General features: G+C 64.8%; 18 protein-coding genes. All 18 read right to left on the reverse strand.

Features of this window, described 5'->3' with window-relative positions:
• Position 1: 1 nt before the first annotated feature.
• Positions 2-991: a serine/threonine-protein kinase gene (locus tag PSPA7_RS17090; RefSeq protein WP_003149359.1), complete on the reverse strand. Its 990-nt coding sequence runs from the start codon at positions 989-991 to the stop codon at positions 2-4.
• Positions 988-1716 (reverse strand): PP2C family protein-serine/threonine phosphatase, encoded by a 729-nt coding sequence (locus tag PSPA7_RS17095; protein WP_003087627.1) that lies wholly within the window; start codon positions 1714-1716, stop codon positions 988-990. The genes PSPA7_RS17090 and PSPA7_RS17095 overlap by 4 nt, the downstream gene beginning before the upstream one ends.
• Positions 1716-5243, reverse strand: a complete 3528-nt coding sequence (gene tssM, locus PSPA7_RS17100; RefSeq protein ID WP_012076236.1) for a type VI secretion system membrane subunit TssM — start codon at positions 5241-5243, stop codon at positions 1716-1718. Before tssM ends, PSPA7_RS17095 begins: the two co-directional genes overlap by 1 nt.
• 15 nt (positions 5244-5258) lie before the next feature.
• Entirely contained in the window at positions 5259-6128 is an 870-nt protein-coding gene (icmH, locus tag PSPA7_RS17105; protein WP_003087622.1) for a type IVB secretion system protein IcmH/DotU, read from the reverse strand.
• 2 nt (positions 6129-6130) lie between these two features.
• Positions 6131-7462, reverse strand: a complete 1332-nt coding sequence (gene tssK, locus PSPA7_RS17110; RefSeq protein ID WP_012076237.1) for a type VI secretion system baseplate subunit TssK — start codon at positions 7460-7462, stop codon at positions 6131-6133.
• Complete coding sequence (gene tssJ / locus PSPA7_RS17115; RefSeq protein ID WP_012076238.1) at positions 7459-7965, reverse strand: type VI secretion system lipoprotein TssJ; 507 nt, start codon at positions 7963-7965, stop codon at positions 7459-7461. The genes tssK and tssJ overlap by 4 nt, the downstream gene beginning before the upstream one ends.
• Positions 7966-7970: 5 nt before the next feature.
• Complete coding sequence (tagH, locus tag PSPA7_RS17120; RefSeq protein WP_012076239.1) at positions 7971-9173, reverse strand: type VI secretion system-associated FHA domain protein TagH; 1203 nt, start codon at positions 9171-9173, stop codon at positions 7971-7973.
• A gap of 17 nt (positions 9174-9190) precedes the next feature.
• Positions 9191-9331: a hypothetical protein gene (locus PSPA7_RS17125; RefSeq protein ID WP_003087614.1), complete on the reverse strand. Its 141-nt coding sequence runs from the start codon at positions 9329-9331 to the stop codon at positions 9191-9193.
• An 88-nt stretch (positions 9332-9419) separates the two neighbouring features.
• Complete coding sequence (locus PSPA7_RS17130; RefSeq protein ID WP_003149363.1) at positions 9420-10931, reverse strand: sigma-54 interaction domain-containing protein; 1512 nt, start codon at positions 10929-10931, stop codon at positions 9420-9422.
• Between the two features lie 10 nt (positions 10932-10941).
• Positions 10942-13569 (reverse strand): type VI secretion system ATPase TssH, encoded by a 2628-nt coding sequence (gene tssH / locus PSPA7_RS17135; RefSeq protein ID WP_012076240.1) that lies wholly within the window; start codon positions 13567-13569, stop codon positions 10942-10944.
• Between the two features lie 12 nt (positions 13570-13581).
• Positions 13582-14589: a type VI secretion system baseplate subunit TssG gene (gene tssG / locus PSPA7_RS17140; protein WP_012076241.1), complete on the reverse strand. Its 1008-nt coding sequence runs from the start codon at positions 14587-14589 to the stop codon at positions 13582-13584.
• Positions 14553-16340 carry a type VI secretion system baseplate subunit TssF gene (tssF, locus tag PSPA7_RS17145; protein WP_003154519.1) on the reverse strand — a complete coding sequence of 596 codons (1788 nt, stop codon included), beginning with the start codon at positions 16338-16340 and terminating at the stop codon, positions 14553-14555. The genes tssG and tssF overlap by 37 nt, the downstream gene beginning before the upstream one ends.
• Positions 16341-16558: 218 nt before the next feature.
• A complete protein-coding gene (gene tssE, locus PSPA7_RS17150) occupies positions 16559-16966 on the reverse strand; it encodes a type VI secretion system baseplate subunit TssE (RefSeq protein WP_003154521.1) in 408 nt (135 codons plus the stop codon).
• A gap of 12 nt (positions 16967-16978) precedes the next feature.
• Entirely contained in the window at positions 16979-18454 is a 1476-nt protein-coding gene (tssC, locus tag PSPA7_RS17155; protein ID WP_012076242.1) for a type VI secretion system contractile sheath large subunit, read from the reverse strand.
• 26 nt (positions 18455-18480) lie between these two features.
• Positions 18481-18987: a type VI secretion system contractile sheath small subunit gene (tssB, locus tag PSPA7_RS17160; RefSeq protein ID WP_012076243.1), complete on the reverse strand. Its 507-nt coding sequence runs from the start codon at positions 18985-18987 to the stop codon at positions 18481-18483.
• A 35-nt stretch (positions 18988-19022) separates the two neighbouring features.
• Positions 19023-20579, reverse strand: a complete 1557-nt coding sequence (gene tssA, locus PSPA7_RS17165; protein WP_012076244.1) for a type VI secretion system protein TssA — start codon at positions 20577-20579, stop codon at positions 19023-19025.
• Positions 20580-21502: 923 nt separating this feature from the next.
• Positions 21503-22105, reverse strand: a complete 603-nt coding sequence (locus PSPA7_RS17170; protein ID WP_012076245.1) for a glutathione S-transferase family protein — start codon at positions 22103-22105, stop codon at positions 21503-21505.
• Positions 22106-22155: 50 nt separating this feature from the next.
• The gene (locus PSPA7_RS17175; protein WP_012076246.1) at positions 22156-23322 is read right to left on the reverse strand and encodes an aminotransferase-like domain-containing protein; all 1167 of its coding nucleotides are present in this window, start codon (positions 23320-23322) and stop codon (positions 22156-22158) included.
• Between the last annotated feature and the right edge of the window lie 38 nt (positions 23323-23360).

Here is a 23360-nt window from a genome sequence, read left to right on the forward strand (position 1 = left end):
CTCAACGGGCGAAAACGCCGGCCAGCCAGGAACGCCGCGCGCCCAGCGCTTCCTGCAATTCGCGGACGCCGATGCAGCGTCGTTCGGGGTCGAGGCTCAGGGCGGTACGCAGCGCCGGCCAGCAGCGCCGAGGCAGGTGTCCGGGCGCGCGCAACTGGCGCTCCAGCCCCTGCTCCCGGGCCTGGTTCGAGGGCAGGCGGCGGAACGGATGGCGACCGTCGGCCAGTTCGTAGAGGACGCAGGCCAGCGCATACAGGTCGGCCGCCGGCGACAGCGGCGCGCCCTCGAGCAGTTCGGGAGCGGCGTAGCCCGGAGTCCAGGCGTCGATGCGGCCCCGGCTGAGCTGCGGCAGGCCGTCCAGGATGCCTGCCTGCGCCTGGCCGAGGCCGAAGTCGAAGAGCCGCACGCCCTCCTCGCCGAGCATCACGTTGCTCGGCTTCAGGTCGCCATGCAGCACCCCTTGTTCGTGGGCATAGGCCAGAGCATCCAGCAACGGCCGGGCGATCGCGCTCAGCTCGGACCAGGGCAGGCCTTCGGGACGCTCGCAGAGCAGGCGGTCGAGCGGCAGGCCAGACATGAGTTCCATGACGATGTAGGCGCGCTGGCAGGCGGTGTCGACGTCGAAAGTGAACAGACGCACGACGCTCGGATGGCGCAAGCGCCGGGTCAGGGCGAACTCGCTATAGAGCAAGGCGCTGGCGTCGGGTGACTCGGCGACCGATTCGTTGAGCAGCTTCAGCGCTACCAGCGGCGCCGGGTCGCCGAACTGCTCATGGAGCAGGTCCCGGGCACGGTATACCGTCCCCATGCCGCCGGCGCCCAGCATCCGCTCCAGACGGTAGCGCCCGGAAAGAACGTCCGGCAGCGGACCGGGCAACACGGCCGGCAGCTCCGGCGCCGAGGCGGCCGGGGCGGCGAAGGCGAAATAGGTCAGGTTTGCGCCGCCCTCCTCCTCCGGCAGCAGCTCCAGCGACGACAGCGGTTCGTTCATTGGCGGATCACCACGGCCGTCAGGTTGTCCCGCGCGGCGCCGCTCAAGGCGCCGTCGAACAGCCGCTCCACCGCCACCTGCGGCGATGCCAGGCTCAACGCGCGGCCCAGTGCATCGGCGCTCAGCTCTTCATAGAGTCCGTCGCTGCAGAGCAGGAAGACGTCACCGGGATGCACCTCCAGTTCCAGCACGTCCAGCACCAGTTGTTCGCTGGCGCCGACGGCACGGGTCAGCGCGCGCGCCGAGGGATAGGCGCGGGCCTGCTCGATATCCATCCGCCGTTCGTCGACCAGTCGCTGCAACAGCGAGTGGTCGCGGGACAACTGGTACAACCGCTGGCCGCGCCACAGGTAGCAGCGGCTGTCGCCAACCCACACGCAGGCCGCCCGCGAACCCTCCACGACCAGCGCCACCACCGTACTACCGATGATCCTGTCACCGCGTTCGGCGCTGAGGGTGAGTTCCTCGCCCAGGCGCCGGTTGAGCCAGTGCAGGCACTGGCGCATCGCGTTCAGGCGCTCGTCGAATCCCGCTCGGGCCGGCAGTTCCGCCAGGCTGGTGACGATCATCCGGCTGGCCAGGTCGCCGGCCTGGTGCCCGCCCATGCCATCGGCGACCGCCCAGAGCCCGCGATCCGGGCAGTCCAGGAAGGCATCCTCGTTGCGCGCGCGGACCTTGCCGCGATCCGTGCGCGCCGCGCTGCGCCAGGGCTCGGTGCGTTGCATCAGAGCTGCACCGGCATGCGGAAGCTGCGCAGGACCGCGAGATCGAACGGATTCGGCGTGCGCTGGGCGAGCAGCAGGTAGTTGGCGCGCAGGCCGCCCAGGTCGGCCTTGAGCACCATCACGTCACGCCCGCTGAGGTACTCGGTCTGCATCAGGTCGAACAGCCTGAACAGCGACCAGGGCCCGGTATTGCGTTCGACTCCCACCGGTCGCCCGGCCATCCTCTCCAGCACCAGGCTGGTGCGGCCGCCGTCGGCGTCGCTGGGCCACTTGAACGACATCGGCACGATCGGGCCGTGGCGGTATTCCATGGATTGACCGTCGAAACGGAACTCGGCGCGGCTGACGCCAGGATCGAGGGTATAGGGCTCCAGGCGGAAGCGCACCTGCGGCTCGGCCGGGTTCTCGGCGAAGAAGCTCTGGCGAATCACCAGGGCCGTGCCCATCTGGTCGAGATAGACCTTGGACATCGGCAGGCTGTAGCCGTCCACGCTGCGCAGGCGGTAGCTGCCCGGGTCACCGCTGACGAAGGGCCGCATGTAGGTTTCGAAGAAGCGTTCGGCGACGCCCTGCGCCTTGAAGAACTCGCGAAAATCGCTGACCGCGACATCGCTGGCGCTGTGCGCGTTGAACGGGTAGCGCTTGTTGATCGCCTTGCTGTAGAAACCGTACAGCTCGCTCTGGTAGCGCTGGTTGAGGTACAGGTAGGCATCGCCGAGGACCAGCCGCCAGGCGTCTTCGGCCAGTACGCTGAACCATCCGCCGAGCGGTCGCGGCAGTCGCGCGGAGGCGTTGCGCAGGTTGCTCAGGGCATCGCGCTGGCCGCCCATGCGGCTCTTCGCCATGTCGAAAGCCGCCTGCTCCGGCTGGCTGGCGCGCGCCAGTCCGGCGAGTTGCAACTGCAACTCGTTGAGCGCCTGCAACAGCGGGGTGAGGTCGGCCGCCGGGCCGTTGTTATCGTCGAGCAGGCGATGCAGGGGCTCGAAGCGGCGTTGCAGGGACTTCTTCGCGGTATCCGGCAGGTTCTTCGCCAACGCGTCCCTGGCCTTGCCGGCCGCCGCAGCGGCCGCCTTGCCCAGCTTGCCGCCCTTTTCCGTGGCCTTGTCGCTAGCCTCTGCCAGCGCCTCGGCGCTCTCCGCCAGGACCGGGAAACGGGTGTTCTCACGGACCTCCAGCAACAACTGGAGGATCGGCGAGTTGGCGGCGAGCAGCCCGGAAATCTGGTCGGCACCCTCGCCGGCATCGTTGAACGGCAGCAGGCCCAGGCGTCCGACCGCCTCGCTCCAGAAGTTCGCGTAGTCGCGGAAATACAGCTGTTCGAGTTCGACCATCAGGCGCCGCAGGTCCATGTCGCTGATCCCGCTGCCCTCGCCCAGGACCCAGTTGTCGCGAAGGATATCGTTGACCAGGCTGGCGCCCTGGACCACGAAGTACTGCTGGTAGCCCTGCTGGGTATAGAACCCCGGGATCACGTAGTCGGTGCCGACGAACAGACCGGCCTGCGGCCCCAGGTGCTGGCCGAAGCGATACTCGGGCAGGCTTCGCGCCTGTTCGCGCAGCACCCGGTAGACCACGTTGGCCAGGGACTCGCTGCGCAGCACCTGGCGTGCCTGGGCCACCAGGGTGTCGTTCAGCGGATAGCTGAACGGTTGCTCGAGCAGACGGGCGAAATGCGTGTTCAGGCCATTCTGCACGGTGCCGTTGCCGGCATAGCGCTGCGACCAGTCGGTAGCCACCCAGTCCTTGAGCCATCCGTTCTCGCGGCGCTCGCGCAGATTCAGCATCAGGTAGGCCCGCAGGCTGTTGAGCAGGCGTTCGCGATTCTGCAGATTGCCGCGGATCTGCGCTTCAAGCATCCGCGCCACACGCGGCAGCAGTTGCGTCTCCAGCTCGCGGCGATAGGCAGCGGCCAGCGGGGGGTTGACCTCGTTGCCCTGGTACAGCCCGGCGCGCTCGTGCAGCGAGACTTCCCCTTTGGGCGGAAACACGGTGGTCGCCGCATAGCTGCTATCCAGCGTCTTCAGCGCCGCCATGGCGTCATCGCGTTCGCCAAGCGCCTGGCGCTGTTGGGTCCATTGCTGCGCCAGCTCGCGCACCCGCTCCAGGCGCTCGTGGTTGGCCGAGAAACCGCCAGCCCAGAGCAGGCCGAATAGCATAAGGAGCGCCAGCGAACCGACGTACAGGGCGCGCTGGCCCCAGTGGATGCGCGTGCGTTCGCGGCGATCGAGACCTGCCAGGTTGGCCTCGGGGAAGATCACCTGGCTCAGCAGGTGATGGATGAAGCGCGAGCGCCCGTTGCGCAGGGTCGGCAGCAGGCCGCTGGCGATCCCCAGGTTGGCGCCGATGCCGGCGGTGTCCTCGTCCAGCTGCTGGGCCAGGTGCGGCGCGCTGGTCAGGTAGAAGCCGCGCAGGCGGCTGGCGCGCTGGTATCGATTGCCGGTGAAGGCGAGTTCGACGAACAGGCACAACCGCTCGCCGATCTGGCCAAGCTGGTGCGGAAAGTCGAGGATGCGACCGCGACGCAGGGTATCGCGTTCCTGGTGGATGCGCATGATCACCTGGCTGTTCAGGCGTCGCAGGAGGTCCTCGAACGCCTGGCGCAGGACCGTCACATCGGTGCCGTTCTGCTCCTTGCCGAAGCTGGTGCCCAGAACCTGGTCGCTCTCCTCGCGGCTCAACTGGTCGAAGAACTCGTCGAAGCCGAGCAACTGGTCGGCCTTGCTCAGCACCAGGTAGACCGGCAGATCGAGGTGCAGGGTCTGCTGGATTTCCTGCAGACGCGCGCGCACCTGGCGAGCCAGCGTATCCAGCGCCATCTCGTCGTCGCTGAGCAACGTCTCCACCGGAATCGACACCATCACGCCATTCAGCGGCCGTGCGCGGCGGCGCTTGCGCAACAGGCCGAGCAGGGTCGCCCAGGCGCCCCCGTCGACCTCGCCGTCGGCTTGGGTCAGGTAGCGCCCGGCGGTGTCGATCAGGACGCCGTGGTCGGCGAAGTACCAGTCGCAGTAGCGCGTACCGGCGGTGTCACGGGTCAACTTGCGGTCGATCCGGTTGATCGGGAATTCCAGTCCGGAAAAGTCCAGCAGGCTGGTCTTGCCGCTTCCCTGCGGGCCGATCAGCAGGTACCAGGGCAGCTCGTTGCGCCAGCGCTCGCTGCGGCCGCGGTACAGGCTGGAGGTCTTCAGGGTGCGCAAGGCGTCCTTGAAGCGGCTGCGCAATTCCTTCTGTTCGTCTTCGATCAGACCGTCGCGGCGCAGGCGCTCCTGGCCCTCGTCGCTGTCCTCGACGGCCTTGCGCCGCACTCCGGCGCGCCAGCTGACGAAGACCATCGCCAACCCCCAGACCAGGAACATCAGGCTGATGCTCAGCAACCGCGAGGTCGGGCTTTCCCAGAACTTGTAGTCGGCGACCGCCAGCAGCGGCCCGACGAACCACACCAGCAATGCCGCCAGGAGTACCAGCAACAGCGTCCAGACCCACGTCTTGCGCAGGAAGACGCCGACTTTCTTGAAGAAGTTTTTCATTTCGCGTCCCTGTGTTTACGAACCGGGCTGTCCTGCCGCCGCATCGAGCGACTGGTATGGCTGCAGCACCGTGTCGCGTTGCTCGCCGAGAACCCAGGCGAATCCCGAATACATCACCACCAGGCAGACCAGGGTGAACAACGCCACCATCCACCAGGGCACGATCCGCACCAGGCCGCGACGCTGGTCGCTGAGCCCCTGCCAGTGCGGTGACAGTTCGCGCGGCACGTCGCCGCGCAACTGGCGGATCTGCCGGTAGAGCGCATCGGAAATACCGTCCAGGTCGAGCACGCCGCGAGCCATCACCCGGTACTTGCCCTCGAAGCCGAGGGCCAGGCAGAGGTACATCAGCTCCAGCATCGGCAGATGCTTGACCGGGTTCTTCGACAGCCGGTCAAGCAACTGGAAGAACTTCTCGCCGCCGAAGGTCTCGTTATGGAAGCTGCTCAGCAGGCTGATCTTCGACCATTCGCTTTCGTTGCCCCACGGGGTGGTCACCACCGCCTCGTCGACCACCGTGCACAGCACGTAGCGCGCCGCCATGACCTGGCTGTTTTCCACGCCATCCTGCACGGCGCGGAATTCGAAGAGCTTCATGGCGGAGGTCAACCGCTCCTTGAGCGCCGCAAGGTTCTCCAGCACGGTGCTGTGCTTGAGTCGGACCACTTCCGAAAGCAGTTCGGAAGCCGCCGCCACCAGCGGGTTCAGGCTGACGTTGAAGGCTTCGCCCGGACGCAGGCGCGCCGCGTAGATCATCCGCTCCTCGAGCTGCTCGAAGCGCGGCGGTTCGGCGAAATCGGTCAGCGGCCCCTGGGCCGGTACCTGTCCCTGGTGATCGAGGAGGACGGTCTTCTCGTCCTCGTGGTATTCCCTTTCCTTGATCATGTTCAGTTCCTGATGGCCCAGAATTTCAGCTCAAGCTCGGAGAACTCGCCGGATACGTGGAACGCGAAACCGCCGGAGCGCTCCAGTTGGGTCATGTCCTCGGCGTTGGGTTCGAGAATGAAATAGGTCTTGCTGGAGTGGAACGGGATCTGCCGCGGCGCCACCGGCAGCGGCTTGACCCGGATCCCCGGCAGGTGCAGGTTGACCAGTTGGCGAATGTGCTCGACCGCGCCCACCTTGAGATGCGCGGGCAGGCGCTGGCGCAGTTCCTCCGACTCGCAATTGGCACTGGCGGCGAGGACGAACGAGGCGCTGCCGAGCAGCTTGTGGTCGTGCAGGGGCGAGACCAGGATGCCGTACTGGCGGGCCTGGAGAGGCAGTTCGATGGCATGCTGCTCGAGCACCATCGACAGGACCTGGCGGATCGCCTCCATCAGCCTGCGGAAGCTGGCGCCCTGGTCGCTGTGCTGGTAACGGCTGTCCAGGCGCGGACGCTTGCTCTCGCTGCCGAAGGTGGCGAGGTCGCCGAGCATGGTCAGCAGCACCCGGTACAACTGCTCCGGATGCACCTGCTCCAATCCCAGGTAGTGGCGCAGCAGCAACTCGGTGCGATTGATCAGTTGCAGCATCATGAAATCGCCGACCTCCGCGCCGCCGACCTTGCCATTGGACCGGATACGCTCGGCGATGGTGTCGCCGCGATGGCCGAGCATGCTGATCACTTCCTTCAGGCAGGACAGCAGGTAGGCGGATGCATGGGCGTGGAGGTGGCTCGGCACGAAGTCAGGGTCGAGGCTGATCACCCCGTCCGGCGTGGTGTCCAGCACCACCGCCACCTTCAGTTTGACGTAGGCCTGGTCGCTCTGCTGCTCGCCGAGCAGCAGGCGAAAATCCGGCCGCGCACAGCTGACCTGCACCATGGAATCCTCGCCGGCGTTGGAGTCCGCCACCTCCAGGTCGTAGGCGGTATAGCGCGCCAGGACCTCGGCCTGCTCCGGCCGGCGCGCCTCGATGTGGTTGCCGGTGACCAGCGGCAGGGCCAGGTAGATCGGCACGTTCGAGGTATTGGGCGGCACGTCGAGAGCGAGCGGCTCGGTGTTGCCGCCGAGTTCGAACAGGCTGCCGTCGGGCAATACGCCGGAGGCCTGGCTGATCACCAGCTTGCCCATGTTGAGGAACTGGCGGTCCAGCTCCAGGGCGAGGAAGCCCCAGCTGTAGCTGCCCAGCAACTGGGTCCGGGCCTTCATCTGGTTGTCGTAGTAGCGGTCGTTGTGTTGCAGGTGCTGCGGGCGCAGCAGCATGCCTTCCTGCCAGACGATCTTGTGCACGTTCATCGCGCGTCACCCGCCTTGCCGAGCAGTTCGCCGGCATTCAGGATGCCCTTCTGGTCCAGCTTCAGCTCTACCCGGGTCAGCTCTTTCGCCGTGACCGGCACCACGTAGCGCCAGCTTGCCTCGCCGAGATCGCGGTAGGCGGCGAGCACGCCCACGTAGCGGCTCCCCTGCTCCACGCTGAGCTTGAGTTCGACCCGCTCGCCGGGACGCAACTCCAGCTCCTCGCTGGTCACCAGGTCGGGGTCCAGGGTCTCCTTGGGACGTTCGTAGAGGCTGAAGAAGTCGGCGTTCTCGAACGCCACCGGGTGCTTCAGCTCGAACAGCCGCACTACCACCGGCGACGGCCGGCCATTGAGGTCGGGATTGACCCGCTCGCCGGCGCTCAGGGCGAGGTCGAGCTTGGTCAGTCTGGAATACGGCGACAGCGTGGAACAACCGGCCAGCAGCGCCAGGACGGCGAGCATGGCCAGCGCCCTGGCTGGCGGGATCGGGCGACGAGACATGGCAATCATCCTTGGTGCTCGGTGTAGAGGGTGGAAATCAGGCGAACCTGCTCTTCGTAGGCCTGGGCGAAATCACGCGCCAGCAGGCGCTCGCTCCAGTCGTCGTCCTGGCATAGCGACTGGTGGTAGCGACCGTAGGCACGCCAGCGGCTGCCCGAGGTAGCCAGCAACGGCCGGCGGCCGTCGCGCTCGAAACGCAGGGCCAGCTGCTGCGGCGAGAAATGCTCGAGGGTCGCGCGCACCGCCGCCCGGCTGGCGCCGAGCAGCGCCACCTGGTGCGCCTGGAGGTCGCGGAAACTGCGTGCGACGGCCTGTTCGCCACTCAACTGGCCAGGCTTGCCATCCCGAAGCAGATGCCCCAGCGCCTCGCCGGCATCGGCGCTGAAGCGCAAGGGATTCTTGCCGGTATCGCGCAACGTGCTCAGCGACAGCCGCAGTTCGTTCTTCAGTTCGCTGCGGGTTCGCAGGCTCTGCTGCAAGCCGCCGATGCACTGCCGCAGCAAACCGGCGGCGTTGATCGCCAGCGCTTCGCGCGCAGCGCCGTCGAGGCCGTCGAGGCCGTCGAGGTCCACTCCGAGGGCCTGGCCGAAACGCTGCCAGAAGGCTTCGTCGCGTTCCGGACGCGGACTTTCCACGGGTTCCTGCGGAGCCGCCGGGGCGGGCACCAGCTCCGGTACGACCAGGCTTTCCATGTCGATCCGCGCGTAGTCCGCACGCGCCCCGGCCTCATGACTGGGCTGGGCGATCGCGCTCAGGTCGTCGAGTTCGTAGGCATCTGTACCGTCCTGGTCGAGCGCCTGCAACGGATCGAGGGCCAGGAAGGCATCGTCCGGAATGATGCTGCCCGCCGGCTGCGGCCGCCCGACGTCCATGGCGAACTCGTCGGGCTCGCGCAGCAACCGCGCGCGGATTTCGAAGTCGCCGAGCAGGAAGACGCTGTCCTGCTCGATGCGCTGCGGCTCGCCATGCGGCAGGCGGCTGCCGTTGCCGGCGCGGATGCCGTTGCTGCTGGTGTCGGTCAGGTAGAACGCGCCGTTGCGATAGCTGACCCGCGCATGCTGCTTGGACAAGTGCCGCTTGCGATCGGGAATCGCCCAATCGCACTCACCGCCGCGGCCGATGAGGCCGCCGTTCCTGCCGAAGGTCTTGCTGCATAGCTCCGTCGGTACGAATTGCTTGGCGCTGAGCATTTCCAATACCAGTTCCATGAGATCGCTCCTTGCGGTCACTTGCCGCGATTGACCGCCTGCGGATCGCCAAGCGGGCGATAGTCGCCGTCGTTGAATTTGTAGTTGCCGCTGCAACCGGCGAGGCCGCAGAGGACGGCCAGGGCCAGAAGCACGGCGGGCCAGTGACGAACAGGCATCAGGGAGTCTCCATGGAAGGGCCGCGGACGCCGCGCTCCAGGCGCGCGCCCGGCTGGGCTGGTTGGAAGGAAATCTCGATCATGGGCTTCAGGTCCGGGGATCGCCGAAATGAATGTTCAGGCGTCCCATGCGATAGATCAGGGTTCGGCGCGGCAGACCCAGTTCGCGCGCGGCGAGGGTCTGGTTGCCAGCGTTCCTGCGCAGGCAGGCGAGCAGCAGGTCCCGTTCGATCTGCTCCAGATGCTCGCGCAGCTTGAGTGGCGCCTCCGCTTCCGGCGGGGCGCGCAGGGAAAAGTGTTCGGCCAGCAGCACGTCGCCTTCGCAGAGCAATACCGCGCATTCCACCAGTCCCTTCAGCTCCCGAACGTTGCCGGGAAAGCCATAGCCCTCGAGCAGTTCCAGCGCTTCCGCGGACCAGCCCAGCGGCGCGCGACGCAGGAACACGCAGGCGCGTTCGGCGAAATGCCGGGCCAGTTCGAGGGCGTCGCCCTCGCGCTGGCGCAACGGCGGCAACTCGATGGGAAACTGCGCCAGTCGGTAGTAGAGGTCTTCGCGGAACTTGCCATCGCGTACCAGCAGGGCGAGGTCACGGTGGGTAGCGGCGATGATGCGTACATCGACCTTGTGCGTATCGTTGCCGCCGAGCGGGCGAATCTCGCCTTCCTGCAGCACGCGCAACAGCTTGGCCTGGAGCGGCAGGGACATGTCGCCGATCTCGTCGAGCAACAGGGTTCCGCCGTCGGCGGCGTCGAACAGCCCGGGGCGGTCGCGTTCGGCACCGGTAAAAGCGCCCTTTCGGTAGCCGAACAGTTCGCTCTCCAGCAAGTTTTCCGGAAACGCCGCGCAGTTCTGCACCACGAAGGCCTGCGAACGTCGCGGACCGTACTCGTGGATCGCCCGTGCGACCACCTCCTTGCCGGTACCGGTCTCGCCCTGCAGCAGTACCGTGTAGGGGGTATGCAGGACCTTGCTGATCATCCGGCAGGTCTCGCGCATCGCCGCGCTCCGACCGATCAGCCCGTAGCCGCTGACCACCGGCGCACTGGATGGTCCCTGCGGCTCACTGGCGGGATGCGCCAGGCGCTGCAGCAAATGCAACTGGGCCAGCACGAACGAGCCGAGCTGGCCCAGCGCATGGGCGAACCCCTGCAGGTTCAGTGGCCGCAGGGTGGCGCAGACAACCACCCCTCCTACCGTTTTTTCCGGGCTCATCAGCGGCACGCACAGCAGGGACAGCCACGGCTTGTCCCGTAGCGGCAGGAAGCCGGTCTCGTGCAGCCGGGCCGGAAGGTCAACGAGGCTGACCACACGGTTCTGACAAAGAGCGAACTGCAGCAGTTGCTCGCCGTTGTAGTCTGCCGGCAGGATGGAGGGCTCCAGCGCCTGCGGCAGGCCATCGCGGCACTCGGCGCTGAGTGTGAGCACCGTATGGGTCTGGTCGAGCAGGTACAGTTGGCTCAGCTCGCATCCGCAGAGCTTACCGACAGCGCACGCGAAGCCTCCCAGCAAGGCCGAGGCATCGGTTTCCCGTGACAGCGCGGTGAACTGCGCCAGCAGGGCTTCGGCAAAGGACAGCGGTTGCGCAACACGACTGAACATAGCAACCACCTCAGGCGAACTCGCAGAACACGTGTCCGTGCTCGTCGAGTGTCGCGTGAACCCGTACGAGCCGCTCGTCGCGCGCCATCGCCTGCAGCAACCGGTCGGCCACCAGAGGCAGAAGATGAGTGTCCAGCAGATGATCGATCAGCCGGGCGCCACTGTCGCTCTGGATGCAACGTTCACCCAGGTGATCCACCAGCGCAGAGCTGTAGTCGAAAGCCAGGTGGCGGCGGGCCAGGCGCTCGCCGAGCCGGTCCAGCTTGATCCCGATCAGCTCTCGCAGCACCCTGCCGCCCACCGGGTAGTACGGCACCACCCGCATCCGTGCCAGCAACGCCGGTTTGAAATGCTGGCTGAGCACCGGGCGGATGGTGTCTTCGAGAATCTCGGGGGACGGCCGCTCGCCGTCCCGGCAAAGCGCGGCGATACGTTCGCTGGCGAGGTTGGAGGTCATCAGGAACAGGGTGTTGCGGAAATCGATCTCGTGCCCTTCGCCATCGTTGGCTACACCCCTGTCGAATATCTGGTAGAAGAGGTTGAGCACGTCCGGATCGGCCTTCTCCACTTCGTCCAACAACACCACCGAATAGGGCTTCTGGCGTACCGCCTCGGTGAGCATGCCACCCTCGCCATAGCCGACATATCCGGGCGGTGCACCGATCAGGCGCGAGACGGAGTGCTTCTCCTGAAATTCGGACATGTTGATGGTGGTGATGAAACGCTCGCCGCCATACAGCAGGTCGGCTAGCGCCAGCGCGGTCTCGGTCTTGCCCACCCCGCTCGGCCCCACCAGAAGGAACACACCGGCCGGCGCATCGGGCTTGTTCAGCCCTGACGCGGTGGCGCGCATCGAACGGTCCAGTGCCCTGATCGCCTGTTCCTGGCCCCGGATTCGCGCCCGCAGGTCGTCGGCGAACCCCACCACCTTGGCATTGTGCTCCCGCGCCAGTTGCTCCACCGGTACACCGGTCCAAGCGCTGATCACCTCGGCGACCAGGCGCGGGCAGACCTCGAAACTGACCAGCCGCCCCTGGGCCTGGGCATCGGCGAGTGCCTGGCGGGTTTCGTGAAGGGCCTTTTCCAGGGCTTCGACACCGCCATGCTCGTCGGCCGGGAAAGCCTCCGCGTCCGCCTCGCCGCCCTGTTCTTCCCGGCTCGCCTCGCGGGCCCTGGCCAATTGCTGGCGCAGGGCGAGCAGGCGCTCGGCGAGTTCGCGCTGGCGGCTCCACTGGTCCTCCAGTACGTGCCGCTCGCTTTCCGCCTGGGCCAGGCGTTCTTCCAGCACCTGCAGGGCCTCGTGGTCGATCGGCAGCCCTGCCTCGGCATCGCGGCGCAGGGCCTGGCGCTGGCGCTCGCCTTCGGCCAGCTCGCCGCGCAGGCGCTCGAGACTCTCCGGCGCCGCCGCCAGGCTGATGCGCACCCGCGCACAGGCGGTGTCGAGGATGTCGACGGCCTTGTCCGGCAACTGGCGACCCGCCAGGTAGCGGGCGGACAGTTCGGCGGCGGCCACCACCGCGTCGTCGCGCAGGTAGATACCGTGGCTTTCCTCGTAAACACGGGCCAGGCCACGCAGGATTGTCACCGCTTCGGCAACGCTCGGCTCATGCAGTTGCACGGGCTGGAAACGCCGGGCCAGCGCCGGGTCCTTCTCGAAATACTTCTTGTACTCGGCCCAGGTCGTCGCCGCGATGGTACGCAACTCACCGCGTGCCAGGGCCGGCTTGAGCAGGTTGGCGGCATCCGAGCCGCCGGCCTGACCGCCCGCGCCAATCAGCGTATGGGCCTCGTCGATGAACAGGATGGTAGGCCTGAGTGCTGCCTTCACTTCGTCGATGACGCCTTTCAGGCGCCGCTCGAACTCGCCCTTCACGCTGGCACCGGCCTGCAACAGGCCCATGTCGAGGGACAACAGCTCGACGTCCCTCAGTGCCGGCGGCACTTCCCCTGCGGCGATCCGCGAGGCCAGGCCTTCGACGATGGCGGTCTTGCCGACGCCAGCCTCGCCGACCACGATGGGGTTGTTTTTCCGCCGACGGGCCAGGATGTCGACCATCTGGCGAATAGCCCCGTCGCGACAGAGCACCGGATCGAGCTTGCCGTCGCGCGCCTGCTGGGTAAGGTTGTGGGTGAAACGCTGCAACAGGGACTCGCCGCCACCCGGCTTGCCGCTGGGCGCGCCCTCCAGCGGCTGCGAGAGCGCGAAATCCTTCAACCGCTCGATGTCGAGCCGCGCCAGCAGTGGCTGGTAGCGGCTGCCGGCATAGCGCAACGGGTTGCGTAGCAGGGCCAGGATCAATGCCGCCTGGTCGATCTGGCTACGGCCCAGTTCGAGGTTGGCCAGCAACAGCGCATCCTGCAGCCACTGCACCAGCTCGGGCGCGAACACCGGATTGCGCGAGGCACTGTGCTCGCCGCGCGCTTGCAACGCGGCGTTGAGTTCGCCGGCGTCCACCGCGGCATCCTGCAGGGCGCGCGCCAGCAATCCCTGGGGACGCTCCAGCAGGCCCAGCAACAGGTCTTCCACCAGTACCCTGCTGCCGCCGCGGGCGACGCAGCGCTCGGCGGAGCCCTCCAGGTCGCGCCGGGTGTCGGCATCCAGCGCCTGAATCAGTTGTTGCAGGTCTACGTTGATCATGCTCATCCATCCTTAATGAATCTTGCTGCCCAGCGTCACCACGCCATCGGCGCGTTCCCGGCCCAGCCAACTGGTCCAGCCAAGGCGGCACGGGTTCTGCGCGCCGATGCGGAACTCGCGGATTTCCTCGTGGCGCAGGACCAGTCGGATGTCATAGTCGAGCGGGTCACGCAGGGTGAAGCGCACCAGCGCACAAAGCGGCTGGTAACCGGGACCGATTGGCAGGAACTCGTGAAAGCGCTGCCAATCGAGCTGGCGGATATGAATGCGGAACTTGCCGCTGCGGTCGCGAACCCGTTCGCCCAGCACTGCGTCCTCGCCAAGCTGGCTGTTGAACAGACCGAGCCGGTTGCGCTGCTCCTCGAGGATCGCGACGCGCCGTTCGATGCATTGCTCGGCGAGCAGCTCGGCGTGCTTGAAGTAGTAGCGCAGCACCGACTCGATCAGGGCCGCCGAGTGGGCCCGCAGGCTGAGCAGACCGAGGTAGGGCAGCAGACGTTTCCAGTTCAGCTCCCTGGCCTTGCGGATCTCTTCTCCACCCAGCCCGACAACGGAGAACAATTGGGCGGAGAACGCATCGCTCGCGCCGCTCTGGAAACTCACCCGGTAGCGATACTTGCGCCAGATGGGCAACAGCAACCGATGCAGGCGGTGATGGAAAAGATCGAGGAAGTTCCGCGTAGGGTTACTCTCCTCACTGTCGCCCAGGGCCTGCTCGCTGTAGAACGCCGGCAGCGGCGAACTGGAACCGAACAACCCCATCAGGTTGAAGCGCAGCCGCGCCCGCAGCATGCCGCGCTCTTCGAAGAACTCCACCCGATCTATATCGCTGGCCGGAAAGCCGAGACTAGGATTGGCCTGGAATTCCAGCTGATCGTAAAGCGCCTCGTCCCCCAGCCCGGGGTATTGCTCGCGCAGACGATCCATGACCAGCAGGACCGCCTGGAACAGCGAGTATTCGCGAATACCCCGTGCCAACGCGCTTACAGCAGGGGCTGCAAACCCATGCGCGGTTTCCATTGGTACACGTCTCCCTGTGTGCTCCTCACCCGCAATTCGTGGTAAGAGTTGATGCTGGCGTAAAGTGCGAAAAATTCGTTCAGAACCGAAGCGAACACAAACAGGTCGCCCTCGCCGATATAGCCTTCCGGATCGATCGTCAGCTCGGTACGCAAGCCGCGCAGCGGCAGCCCTCGGTGCAAGCGGTCGACATGCTCGTGGCGGACCGCCTTGAGCCCGCCCAGCAGGCGCTTGCTGACCTTCGCGGCATGCTGGTCGTAGTAGCGCGGCAGGTCGTAGGTTTCGAGGATCACCTTGAGTGCATCGACGTTGGCCAAAGACAGGTAGTTGAGCGACATGTTGCTGATCAGCTTCCAGAGGAAGTCGCGGTGCAACGGCGGCGCGTAACTCGGGGTCGCCGGGGTGATATTGCGGAAACCGAGGAACTCCGGTGTGCCTTCGCAGGCGACGCAGATGTCGCCCAGGCGCAGCCGCTGCGGCAGGTTCTGATTCGTGCAGGTAAGCTCCACCGACAGTGTCTCGATCTGCTCGGGATGGCGGATGCCGAAGCTCAGGTAGGTATCCAGGCCATCATGCAGGAGCGAGGTGCGTTGCCGGATGCTGTAATGGGGACGAGCCTCGGGTACATCGAAGCTGGGATCGTGCTCGAACGATTCGAACGGCACATATCCCCGGTAGCCTAGTCCGCCCGGCCGCCAGCCGGTGACACTTTCCACCGAGAACACTCCGCAGTCCTCCAGGGCGTATCTGACCGGCATAAGCAGGTACTCGTCCTGCTTGCCGTCGAGACGGATAGGTAGCGCATCATGGCGGAACAGGTTGACCACCGGAGTGCAGTACAGCCTGATATTCTCCAGCGTCGGGTGCAGGCGCTGGATGCCGTTCTTGCGGATATCGAAACGCAAATCCAGGCCACGAACCTGCTTGAGGAGGTCATCGGGCAGGCTGTCGAGCAGCTCCAGTCCATCGACGTCGACGAAAAGGAACTTGTCCTGGAACGCAAAGTACTCCTGCAGGTAGCGGTAGCCGCGGAAGGTATTCAGCGGATAGGGAATCAGCGCCTCGTCCTCGGCGAACCCCACCGGCCGCACCCGCTCGCCCGCCAGGCGAAACGCCAGCGGCTTGCCGTCGACCCCATCGAGCGGAAGCCCCTGGGCGCCTAACGGGATCAGTTGGATATTGTCCAGATTGCGCAATAGGCACAGGTAGAGCATCTGGCTGATGTAACGCTCGCCAGTCAGGTGCAGGCGCAGACGATTCAGTCGCAGCTCGCCGAGATGCCCGTCGCAGTTCATCTCCAGTCGCAAGCCCAGCAATGCGCCGTCGCCAGTCACCGAGTAGTTCAGCGCCTTCAGGGTGAGCGGCAGGACTTCGGTGGTATAGCAAGTGCGGAAGCGGCAGGCGACCTCGCCTACCGGCCGGCTTTCCACCGGGGTATCGCGTTCCACGCGCAGTGCTTCGCCTGGTCGGGTCAGCGGGTCGAACTGGAGGATGCTGAACGCCGGCAAGGGGCGCATATAGTTCGGCCACAGCAAGTGCATCATCGAGTGGCTGAGTTCCGGCAACTCGTCGTCCAGCTTCTGCCGCAACCGTCCGGTCAGGAAGGCGAAGCCCTCGAGCAGCCGCTCGACGTCCGGATCGCGCCCGGCCTGACCGAGGAACGGCGCCAAGGCTGGGCTGCGCTCGGCGAAACGGCGTCCCAACTGTCGCAGTGCGGTGAGTTCGCTCTGGTAGTAGTGGTTAAAGGGCATGGCGTAGAGATCCGCAGATAGGCGCGATGGCAGGCTCCAGGAACGAGGCGGCGCCCGACGAAGACAGTGCCGAAACCAGTGGTATTCTCTTTCTTGCAGGCATGCGTCCCTGCCTATCTTTCCTGGAGCCCTCGACTCCATCGGCGGCCAGGCCAGGGAACCGGCGGGCGCCAGGAGCGAGCTCACGGACGATGGGCTTGCAGGACATCAGAACCTCCTCAACTGACCGTCACCTGGCCGCGCCCATCCAGGCACGCGGAAAAACTCACCTGGCGCTTGACTCCCTCCACTTCCAGCAGGCCCTCTATGCTGAAGGCCAGGCGGAGTTGGTCGTTGTCCGGCGGCAGGGGAACGACATGCACCTCGCCCAGGCGTGGTTCATAGGCCTCGATGAAGCTTTCGATGGCCGCCCGGGCCTGGCTCAGGGCATCATGCAGGCTCAGGCGCATGTCGTTGAGATCGGGTAACCCGTAGTCGGACAGCGTCTGCACGCTGCCCGCCCGGGTGCTGAGCATCTTGGCCAGATGGGCAGCCACCGACGCCATGGCGGAAACCTCGCTGCTCCAGCCAGCGCGTTTATCCGTCTCGCCGGTGAGGCGTTCGAACAGACTGCCGTATCCGGTCATGGGACGCCCCGCTTACTCCTTGTCCAACTTGCCGACCAACGACAGGGTGAAGTCCGCCCCCATGTACTTGAAGTGCGGACGCACGTTCAAGCTGACGCGGTACCAGCCCGGCTCACCCTCGACATCACTGACGATGATCTGCGCGGCACGCAGAGGACGCCGGCCGCGGACCTCGGCGCTGGGGTTTTCCTGGTCGGCAACGTACTGGCGGATCCACTTGTTCAGTTCCAGTTCCAGGTCGGTGCGTTCCTTCCAAGAGCCCAGTTGCTCGCGTTGCAGCACCTTCAGGTAATGGGCCAGGCGGTTGACGATCATCATGTACGGCAGTTGGGTACCGAGCTTGTAGTTCAGCTCCGCAGCCTTGCCTTCGGCACTGATACCGAAGAACTTCGGCTTCTGCACCGAACTGGCGGAAAAGAACGCTGCGTTATCGCTACCCTTGCGCATGGTCAGGGAAATGAAGCCTTCCTCGGCCAACTCGAATTCGCGGCGATCGGACACCAGCACCTCGGTAGGAATCTTGGTCTCGATCTCGCCCATGCTTTCGAAGTGATGCAGCGGCAAGTCCTCCACCGCGCCGCCGCTCTGCGGCCCGACGATGTTCGGGCACCAACGGTACTTGGCGAAGCTGTCGGTCAGCCTGGTACCAAAGGCATAGGCGGTGTTGCCCCACAGGTAGTGCTCGTGGCTGTTGGCCACGGTCTCCTTGTAGGCGAACGATTTGACCGGGTTTTCTTCCGGATCGTAAGGCGTGCGCAGCAGGAATCGCGGGACGGTCAGCGCCACATAGCGAGAATCCTCGGACTGGCGGAAGCTCTGCCACTTGGCGAACTGCGGGCCTTCGAAGTGATCCTTCAGGTCCTTCAGGTCCGGCAGCCCGGTAAAGCTCTCCAGGCCGAAAAACTTTGGCCCGGCAGCGGCCACGAACGGCGCGTGGGCCATGCAGGCCACGCTGGAGACGTACTGCATCAGCTTGACGTCCGGCGAGCTGGGCGACAGGTAGTAGTTGGCGATGATCGCGCCGACCGGCTGGCCACCGAACTGTCCATATTCTGCGGTATAGATATGCTTGTACAGGCCGGATTGCATTACCTCCGGCGAGTCCTCGAAATCGTCCAGCAAGTCCTCCTTGGATACGCTGAGGATCTCGATCCTGATGTTCTCGCGGAAGTTCGTGCGGTCGACCAGCAATTGCAGGCCGCGCCAGGCCGACTCCAGGGCCTGGAAGTCCGGATGATGGAGGATCTCGTCCATCTGACTGCCGAGCTTGGCATCGATCTCGGCGATCATCCGATCTACCATCGCCTTCTTCACCGGCTCGCCTTCGTTCTGCGGCTTGAGCAGTTCCTCAATGAAGGCCGACACACCACGCCTGGCAATGTCGTAGGCCTCGTCGTCCGGGCTCAAGCGAGTTTCGGCAATGATGCTGTCGAGAATGTTGTACTCACCGTTCTCGTTCCGGTTTTGCTGTGCAGCATTCGTGCTCATGTATTTGCTTCCTTGGCTAGGGGCGCTCAGGCGTCCTGGGATGGTGTGGTATTCAGTCCCAACTCGCCCAGCACACGGCTACGGGATTCGTCATCTGCCAGCACGCCTTCGATGGCCTTGCGGAACGCCGGGGCATTACCCAGCGGCCCCTTGAGGGCGACCAGCGCATCGCGCAGTTCCATCAGTTTCTTCAACTCGGGCACCTGCTCGACGATGCTGGCGGGATTGAAGTCCTTCATCGAGTTGATCTGCAGGCTAACCGCCAACTCCTCACAGCCCCCCTCCACCTGCAGACGGTTGGCCACGCTCAGGGTCAGGCCCAGTTCCTGCTTGGCCAGCACTTCGTCGAAGGTCATCTTGTCAATGCTGATGGGCTTGCGATTCTCCACCTTGCGCTCATCCGCGCGCTGGGTGTAATCCCCGATCGCCAGCAGCTTCAACGGCAGTTCGATTTCCTCCTGCGCCCCGCCCGTGGCGGGTTTGAAAGTGACGTTGATGCGTTCCTTTGGGCCTACCGAGCCTTCTTTGGCCATGGCTTTTTCTCCTTGAAAAATGAGGGCGCGCGGCCCTATTCGAGCACCACCTCGAGATCGAGATGGCACAGCCTGCGATAAATGTCGTCCTTGCGTTCTCGCACGGCATGGTTCTGCGGCAGCAGCTCGCAGCAACTGTGCAGCAGGTGCAGTACATCCAGCGCAAGCTCGGGTTCCCAGGCGCTGAGGCCGGACTCGTGCAACTGCTGGTCGAGGCTTTCCAGTTGGGTCTTGGCCAGTTCGTATTTCTTCGCCAGGAAGCACAACCGTGCCAGGCTCAGTTGCCAGAAGAACCGGGCGCGACCGCCATGTGCACGCGTCATGCCCTGTTTGAGGACCTTTACTGCGGCTTTCAAGCCGTCCTTGCGCAGGATTGGCTGGGCCTCGTCGAGTGCAATGTCCCACTCGGCCTGTAGCGCCACGTTCTCCGCCATGCGCGGGACGCTGCCACTCTGTAGATGCGGCATGACGTGGGCACTGATCCAGCTGCGGGTGGCCGGTTCGGCAAACGCCGTGCCATCGTGGAAGCGCAGGTCCACCAAACCCGGCAACCGCTGCAGCAGCAGCGCAAAATGCATCTCGACTTCCCGCATAGCCTTATCGGCATTGAGCCCCTGCAGACATTCCCAGACCAAACGCTGCCCGTCGAACCAGAACGGCGCCCGGGACAGGCTCGCTTCCAACTCCACCAGCAGGTCGGCGTACAGGCCTTGGGCGAAACGCTCCTGGTAGCTCTTCAGCCTGTCCGCCGGTACGCCCCTGAGCGCGGTGACCTGTTCGCCATTGCGCTCTGGCATGGTCTCGATGGGCAGCCAGAGCATCGTCCGGTTGAGGCGCAGCGCGCGCAGGTCGGTGGCTTTCTGCCGCAGCCACCAGGCGCACAGGGAACGAGCGGCTTCCTGCTGGGCGCGCATGGACTTGTGCGCGTCACGCTCGTTGTCGATGGGGGTACCGGGAGCCAGCAACTGGCTGGCCGCCTGCTTGACCTGGGCCACCATGGCGCCGACCATCCCGGGCTCCGGCTGGACGTCAGTGGTGCGCTGGAGCATGCCCGCCAGGCGCCGGCTGATAGGCAGGAGCAACGGTGCTTCATCGCCCAACTGCTCGGTCAAGACGGAATCGAGGCTGTCCAGATGCTCGACGAGACGTCGGAATAGGGGGAATTGCTCCTTGAGCGGAACGCTCTCGCTGAGCGCCTGCTCCAATCGAGGCACCAGCCAGGCGATGGCCGCGGCTCGGGTGCGCGGCTTGGCCGGGTGCATCTCGACCCAGTGCCTGCAGCACAACCGGTCCAGCAGTCCCAGGCCGGCCAGCAACCCGCTAAAGGACTCGCGCTGGTAGAGAGCCCAGGTCAACCAAGCGGCGACACGCAGGTCCTTGGACTGGGTGCGCAGAAGCACCTCGCTGTTTTCCAGGATCTTCAACCAGTCGACTTGACCACTTTCGTGGAGCGACAGCGCCTTGCCCAGCTCGTTCTCCAGGGCTTCGTACTCACTGGAGAAACGCACATCTTCCCCCGCAAAGACATCCTTTGAAATCGGCTGGTCCGCGAGTTCGAGATAATGCAAGGAGAGCTTGCTTGAATAGGTCATCCTAACCCTTCAATGCACACCATGTGCGTCAGTAAATATCTTGATAGCTCAATTGCTTGGCAGGGAAACCCAAATGAGAATCCCAGTAAACTGCCGAGCGCTTTGTCTCCTCATGAAAACAACATAAAAACCGGCTTGCAATAGGAGCTCCCTTTTTTGGGAATTTTCCTATTCGCTGATACGTATCAATGAAGGGTCATCAAATGGCAAGCCTGTTTCTACGGCCTTGCAGTGCGTCGACAGCCATCATAACGACATTGATGGCCTTTTGGAAAACCCTACCAAAACAGGTAGTTAAAAAAACAAGAAACAGCCCTCAGCCTTAAGAAGGCCAATATGCCAAAAGACCTCCAATGATTCCGTCCTTGGCTGAGAATAGAACTCAAGGATGTGCAAAAAGCTGCACAACCGTAACTTCCAACCTTTCAAAATTAGTCTTCAAGCCCTTGTTAACGCTGCCTAGCACGCAACTGCGCAAAAAGCTGCACACAACATTCCAGCCCCACATCATCTCAACTGTTTCTTCTAAAGAAATGCGAAACGAATGACACTTGAGCAACTGATGAAACTGAAACAGAAATACAGGGAAATAAGCTCGGGGCATTGCGGGACACAGCCTCCGATGAGGCGTAACCCTGACCCAACGGGAGGCCGTGCAAACCGTCCCCACGACCAGCCCAGCTTCCATTGGACGCCACGTTGGCACGCTAGCAGCCGGCTCGCCCAGTTCCCCGGCCAGAACAGTGACCGTGCGACATACGGCCACTAGCGATGTGCAATGGAGCCAAAACAGGTAGGCGAACCTTCGCCGAATGCCGAATAAAGAAAGACCGGCGGTATCACCCGCCGGCCTTTTCCGCCGCGAAGGCGGCTTTGAATCCATCGTCTGAAAAGTGCCTGCCCGCTTTGGACAGTTCCTTCCCTCAGTCCAGCATCCCCACGTACCCAGGCACCTCCCCTACCCGCCTGATCCACGCGCGGATCGCCGGATAGGCCGTCAGGTCGAAGCCGCCTTCGTCGGCGACATGGGTGTAGGCGTAGAGGGTGATATCGGCAATGGAGAACTGTTCTCCGACCAGGAACGGCGTGCGCGCGAGCTGTTTTTCCATGACGTCGAGGGCCTTGTAGCCGCCGGTCTTCTTCTCTTCGAATTCGGCGCGGCGGGCCTCCGGGAGGCCGAGGTAGAGCTTGATGAAGCGCGCCACGGCCACATAGGGCTCATGGCTGTATTGCTCGAAGAATTGCCATTGCAGCACCTGGGTGCGCAGGCGCGGTTCGCTGGGCAGCAGGGCACTGCCGTCGGCGAGGAAGTTGAGGATCGCGTTGGACTCCCACAGGCAACTGCCGTCCTCCAGCTCCAGCACCGGAATCTTGCCGTTGGGGTTCTTCGCCAGGAATTCCGGGGTCTGGGTCTCGCCCTTTAGGATGTCCACCGGTAGCCACTGGTAGTCGATGCCGAGCAGCGACATGGCCAGCTTGATCTTGTAGCAGTTGCCCGAACGGTAATCACCGTAGACCTTGTACATCGTGTCGCTCCTGGGGTCGGAGGCCGGCGCGGAAGAGCGCCGGCGAAGGTTCAGGCCGCTGCGGCGGCCTGGGCGTCGCGGACGACCTTGGCCAGGCGCCGCAGGCCTTCGTGCAGGCGCTCCGGAGCGACATGGCTGAAGTTCAGGCGCAGGCGCCCGAGATTCTGCTCCGGCTCGGCGAAGAAGGGTTCGCCGGGCATGAAGGCGACGTCCGCGGCCAACGCCGGCTTGAGCAGGGTGCGGGTATCCAGCGGCTGCTTTAGGGTCAGCCAGAAGAACAGCCCGCCCTCCGGGATGTTCCATTCGGCCAGCTCGCCGAAGTGTTCCAGCAGCGCCTCCTGCATGGCATCGCGGCGGACCCGGTAGAAGCCGCGCAGCTCGGCCAGGTGCTGGCGATAGGCCTCGCTGCCGAACCATTGCAGCGCCTGCCACTGCCCTACCCGGTTGGTATGCAGGTCGGCCGACTGCTTCAGGCGCAGCAGGTGCGGGAACAGGTCCGGGGTGGCGATCAGGAAACCGACGCGCAGCCCCGGCAGCAGGGTCTTGGACACCGTGCCGGTGTAGATCCAGCTGGACTTGCGCAGGCGGCTGACCAGCGGGGACGCGCGGCCCTCGTCGAACACCAGCTCGCGATAGGGTTCGTCTTCGATCAGGGTCACGCCGAATTCGTCCAGCAGCGCCGCCACCGCATCGCGGCGCTCTTCGCTGTAGCGCACGCCGGACGGATTCTGGAAGGTCGGGATCAGGTAGGCGAAGGCCGGCTTGTGTCGCTCCAGGCGCTGCCGCAGGGCAACCAGGTCGGGGCCCTCGGCACCCAGCGGCACGGTTACGCAATCGGCGCCGAACAACTGGAAGGCCTGTAGCGCGGCGAGGTAGGTAGGCGCCTCGAGCAACACCTCGGTACCCGGGTCGATGAACAGCTTGCTGGCCAGGTCGAGGGTCTGCTGCGAACCGCTGACGACCAGAACCTGGCTCGCCTCGCAGGGTACTCCGAGTGCACGCGCCTCGGCGGCGATGGCTTCGCGCAGGGCCGGCTCGCCCTCGCTCATGCCGTACTGGCCCATGGAGGCCGGCATCTGCTCCCACTGCACCTTCGGCAGCATCGGTTCGGCCGGCAGCCCGCCGGCGAACGACATCACCTCCGGACGCTGTGCCGCGGCGAGGATTTCGCGGATCAAGGAGCTTTTCAGGCGGGAGATGCGTTCAGAGAAGGCCATGGGTTCACCGGTAGCGTAGGCATGGGAAAATGGGTCAA

The organism is Pseudomonas paraeruginosa PA7, from assembly GCF_000017205.1.
Taxonomy (GTDB): domain Bacteria; phylum Pseudomonadota; class Gammaproteobacteria; order Pseudomonadales; family Pseudomonadaceae; genus Pseudomonas; species Pseudomonas paraeruginosa.

Excerpts from the sequence above, each read along its gene's own strand:
- PSPA7_RS17090 (WP_003149359.1), bottom strand. The coding sequence starts at position 991 with ATGAACGAACCGCTGTCGTCGCTGGAGCTGCTGCCGGAGGAGGAGGGC.
- PSPA7_RS17095 (WP_003087627.1), bottom strand. The coding sequence starts at position 1,716 with ATGCAACGCACCGAGCCCTGGCGCAGCGCGGCGCGCACGGATCGCGGC.
- tssM (WP_012076236.1), bottom strand. The coding sequence starts at position 5,243 with ATGAAAAACTTCTTCAAGAAAGTCGGCGTCTTCCTGCGCAAGACGTGG.
- icmH (WP_003087622.1), bottom strand. The coding sequence starts at position 6,128 with ATGATCAAGGAAAGGGAATACCACGAGGACGAGAAGACCGTCCTCCTC.
- tssK (WP_012076237.1), bottom strand. The coding sequence starts at position 7,462 with ATGAACGTGCACAAGATCGTCTGGCAGGAAGGCATGCTGCTGCGCCCG.
- tssJ (WP_012076238.1), bottom strand. The coding sequence starts at position 7,965 with ATGTCTCGTCGCCCGATCCCGCCAGCCAGGGCGCTGGCCATGCTCGCC.
- tagH (WP_012076239.1), bottom strand. The coding sequence starts at position 9,173 with ATGGAACTGGTATTGGAAATGCTCAGCGCCAAGCAATTCGTACCGACG.
- PSPA7_RS17125 (WP_003087614.1), bottom strand. The coding sequence starts at position 9,331 with ATGCCTGTTCGTCACTGGCCCGCCGTGCTTCTGGCCCTGGCCGTCCTC.
- PSPA7_RS17130 (WP_003149363.1), bottom strand. The coding sequence starts at position 10,931 with ATGTTCAGTCGTGTTGCGCAACCGCTGTCCTTTGCCGAAGCCCTGCTG.
- tssH (WP_012076240.1), bottom strand. The coding sequence starts at position 13,569 with ATGATCAACGTAGACCTGCAACAACTGATTCAGGCGCTGGATGCCGAC.
- tssG (WP_012076241.1), bottom strand. The coding sequence starts at position 14,589 with ATGGAAACCGCGCATGGGTTTGCAGCCCCTGCTGTAAGCGCGTTGGCA.
- tssF (WP_003154519.1), bottom strand. The coding sequence starts at position 16,340 with ATGCCCTTTAACCACTACTACCAGAGCGAACTCACCGCACTGCGACAG.
- tssE (WP_003154521.1), bottom strand. The coding sequence starts at position 16,966 with ATGACCGGATACGGCAGTCTGTTCGAACGCCTCACCGGCGAGACGGAT.
- tssC (WP_012076242.1), bottom strand. The coding sequence starts at position 18,454 with ATGAGCACGAATGCTGCACAGCAAAACCGGAACGAGAACGGTGAGTAC.
- tssB (WP_012076243.1), bottom strand. The coding sequence starts at position 18,987 with ATGGCCAAAGAAGGCTCGGTAGGCCCAAAGGAACGCATCAACGTCACT.
- tssA (WP_012076244.1), bottom strand. The coding sequence starts at position 20,579 with ATGACCTATTCAAGCAAGCTCTCCTTGCATTATCTCGAACTCGCGGAC.
- PSPA7_RS17170 (WP_012076245.1), bottom strand. The coding sequence starts at position 22,105 with ATGTACAAGGTCTACGGTGATTACCGTTCGGGCAACTGCTACAAGATC.
- PSPA7_RS17175 (WP_012076246.1), bottom strand. The coding sequence starts at position 23,322 with ATGGCCTTCTCTGAACGCATCTCCCGCCTGAAAAGCTCCTTGATCCGC.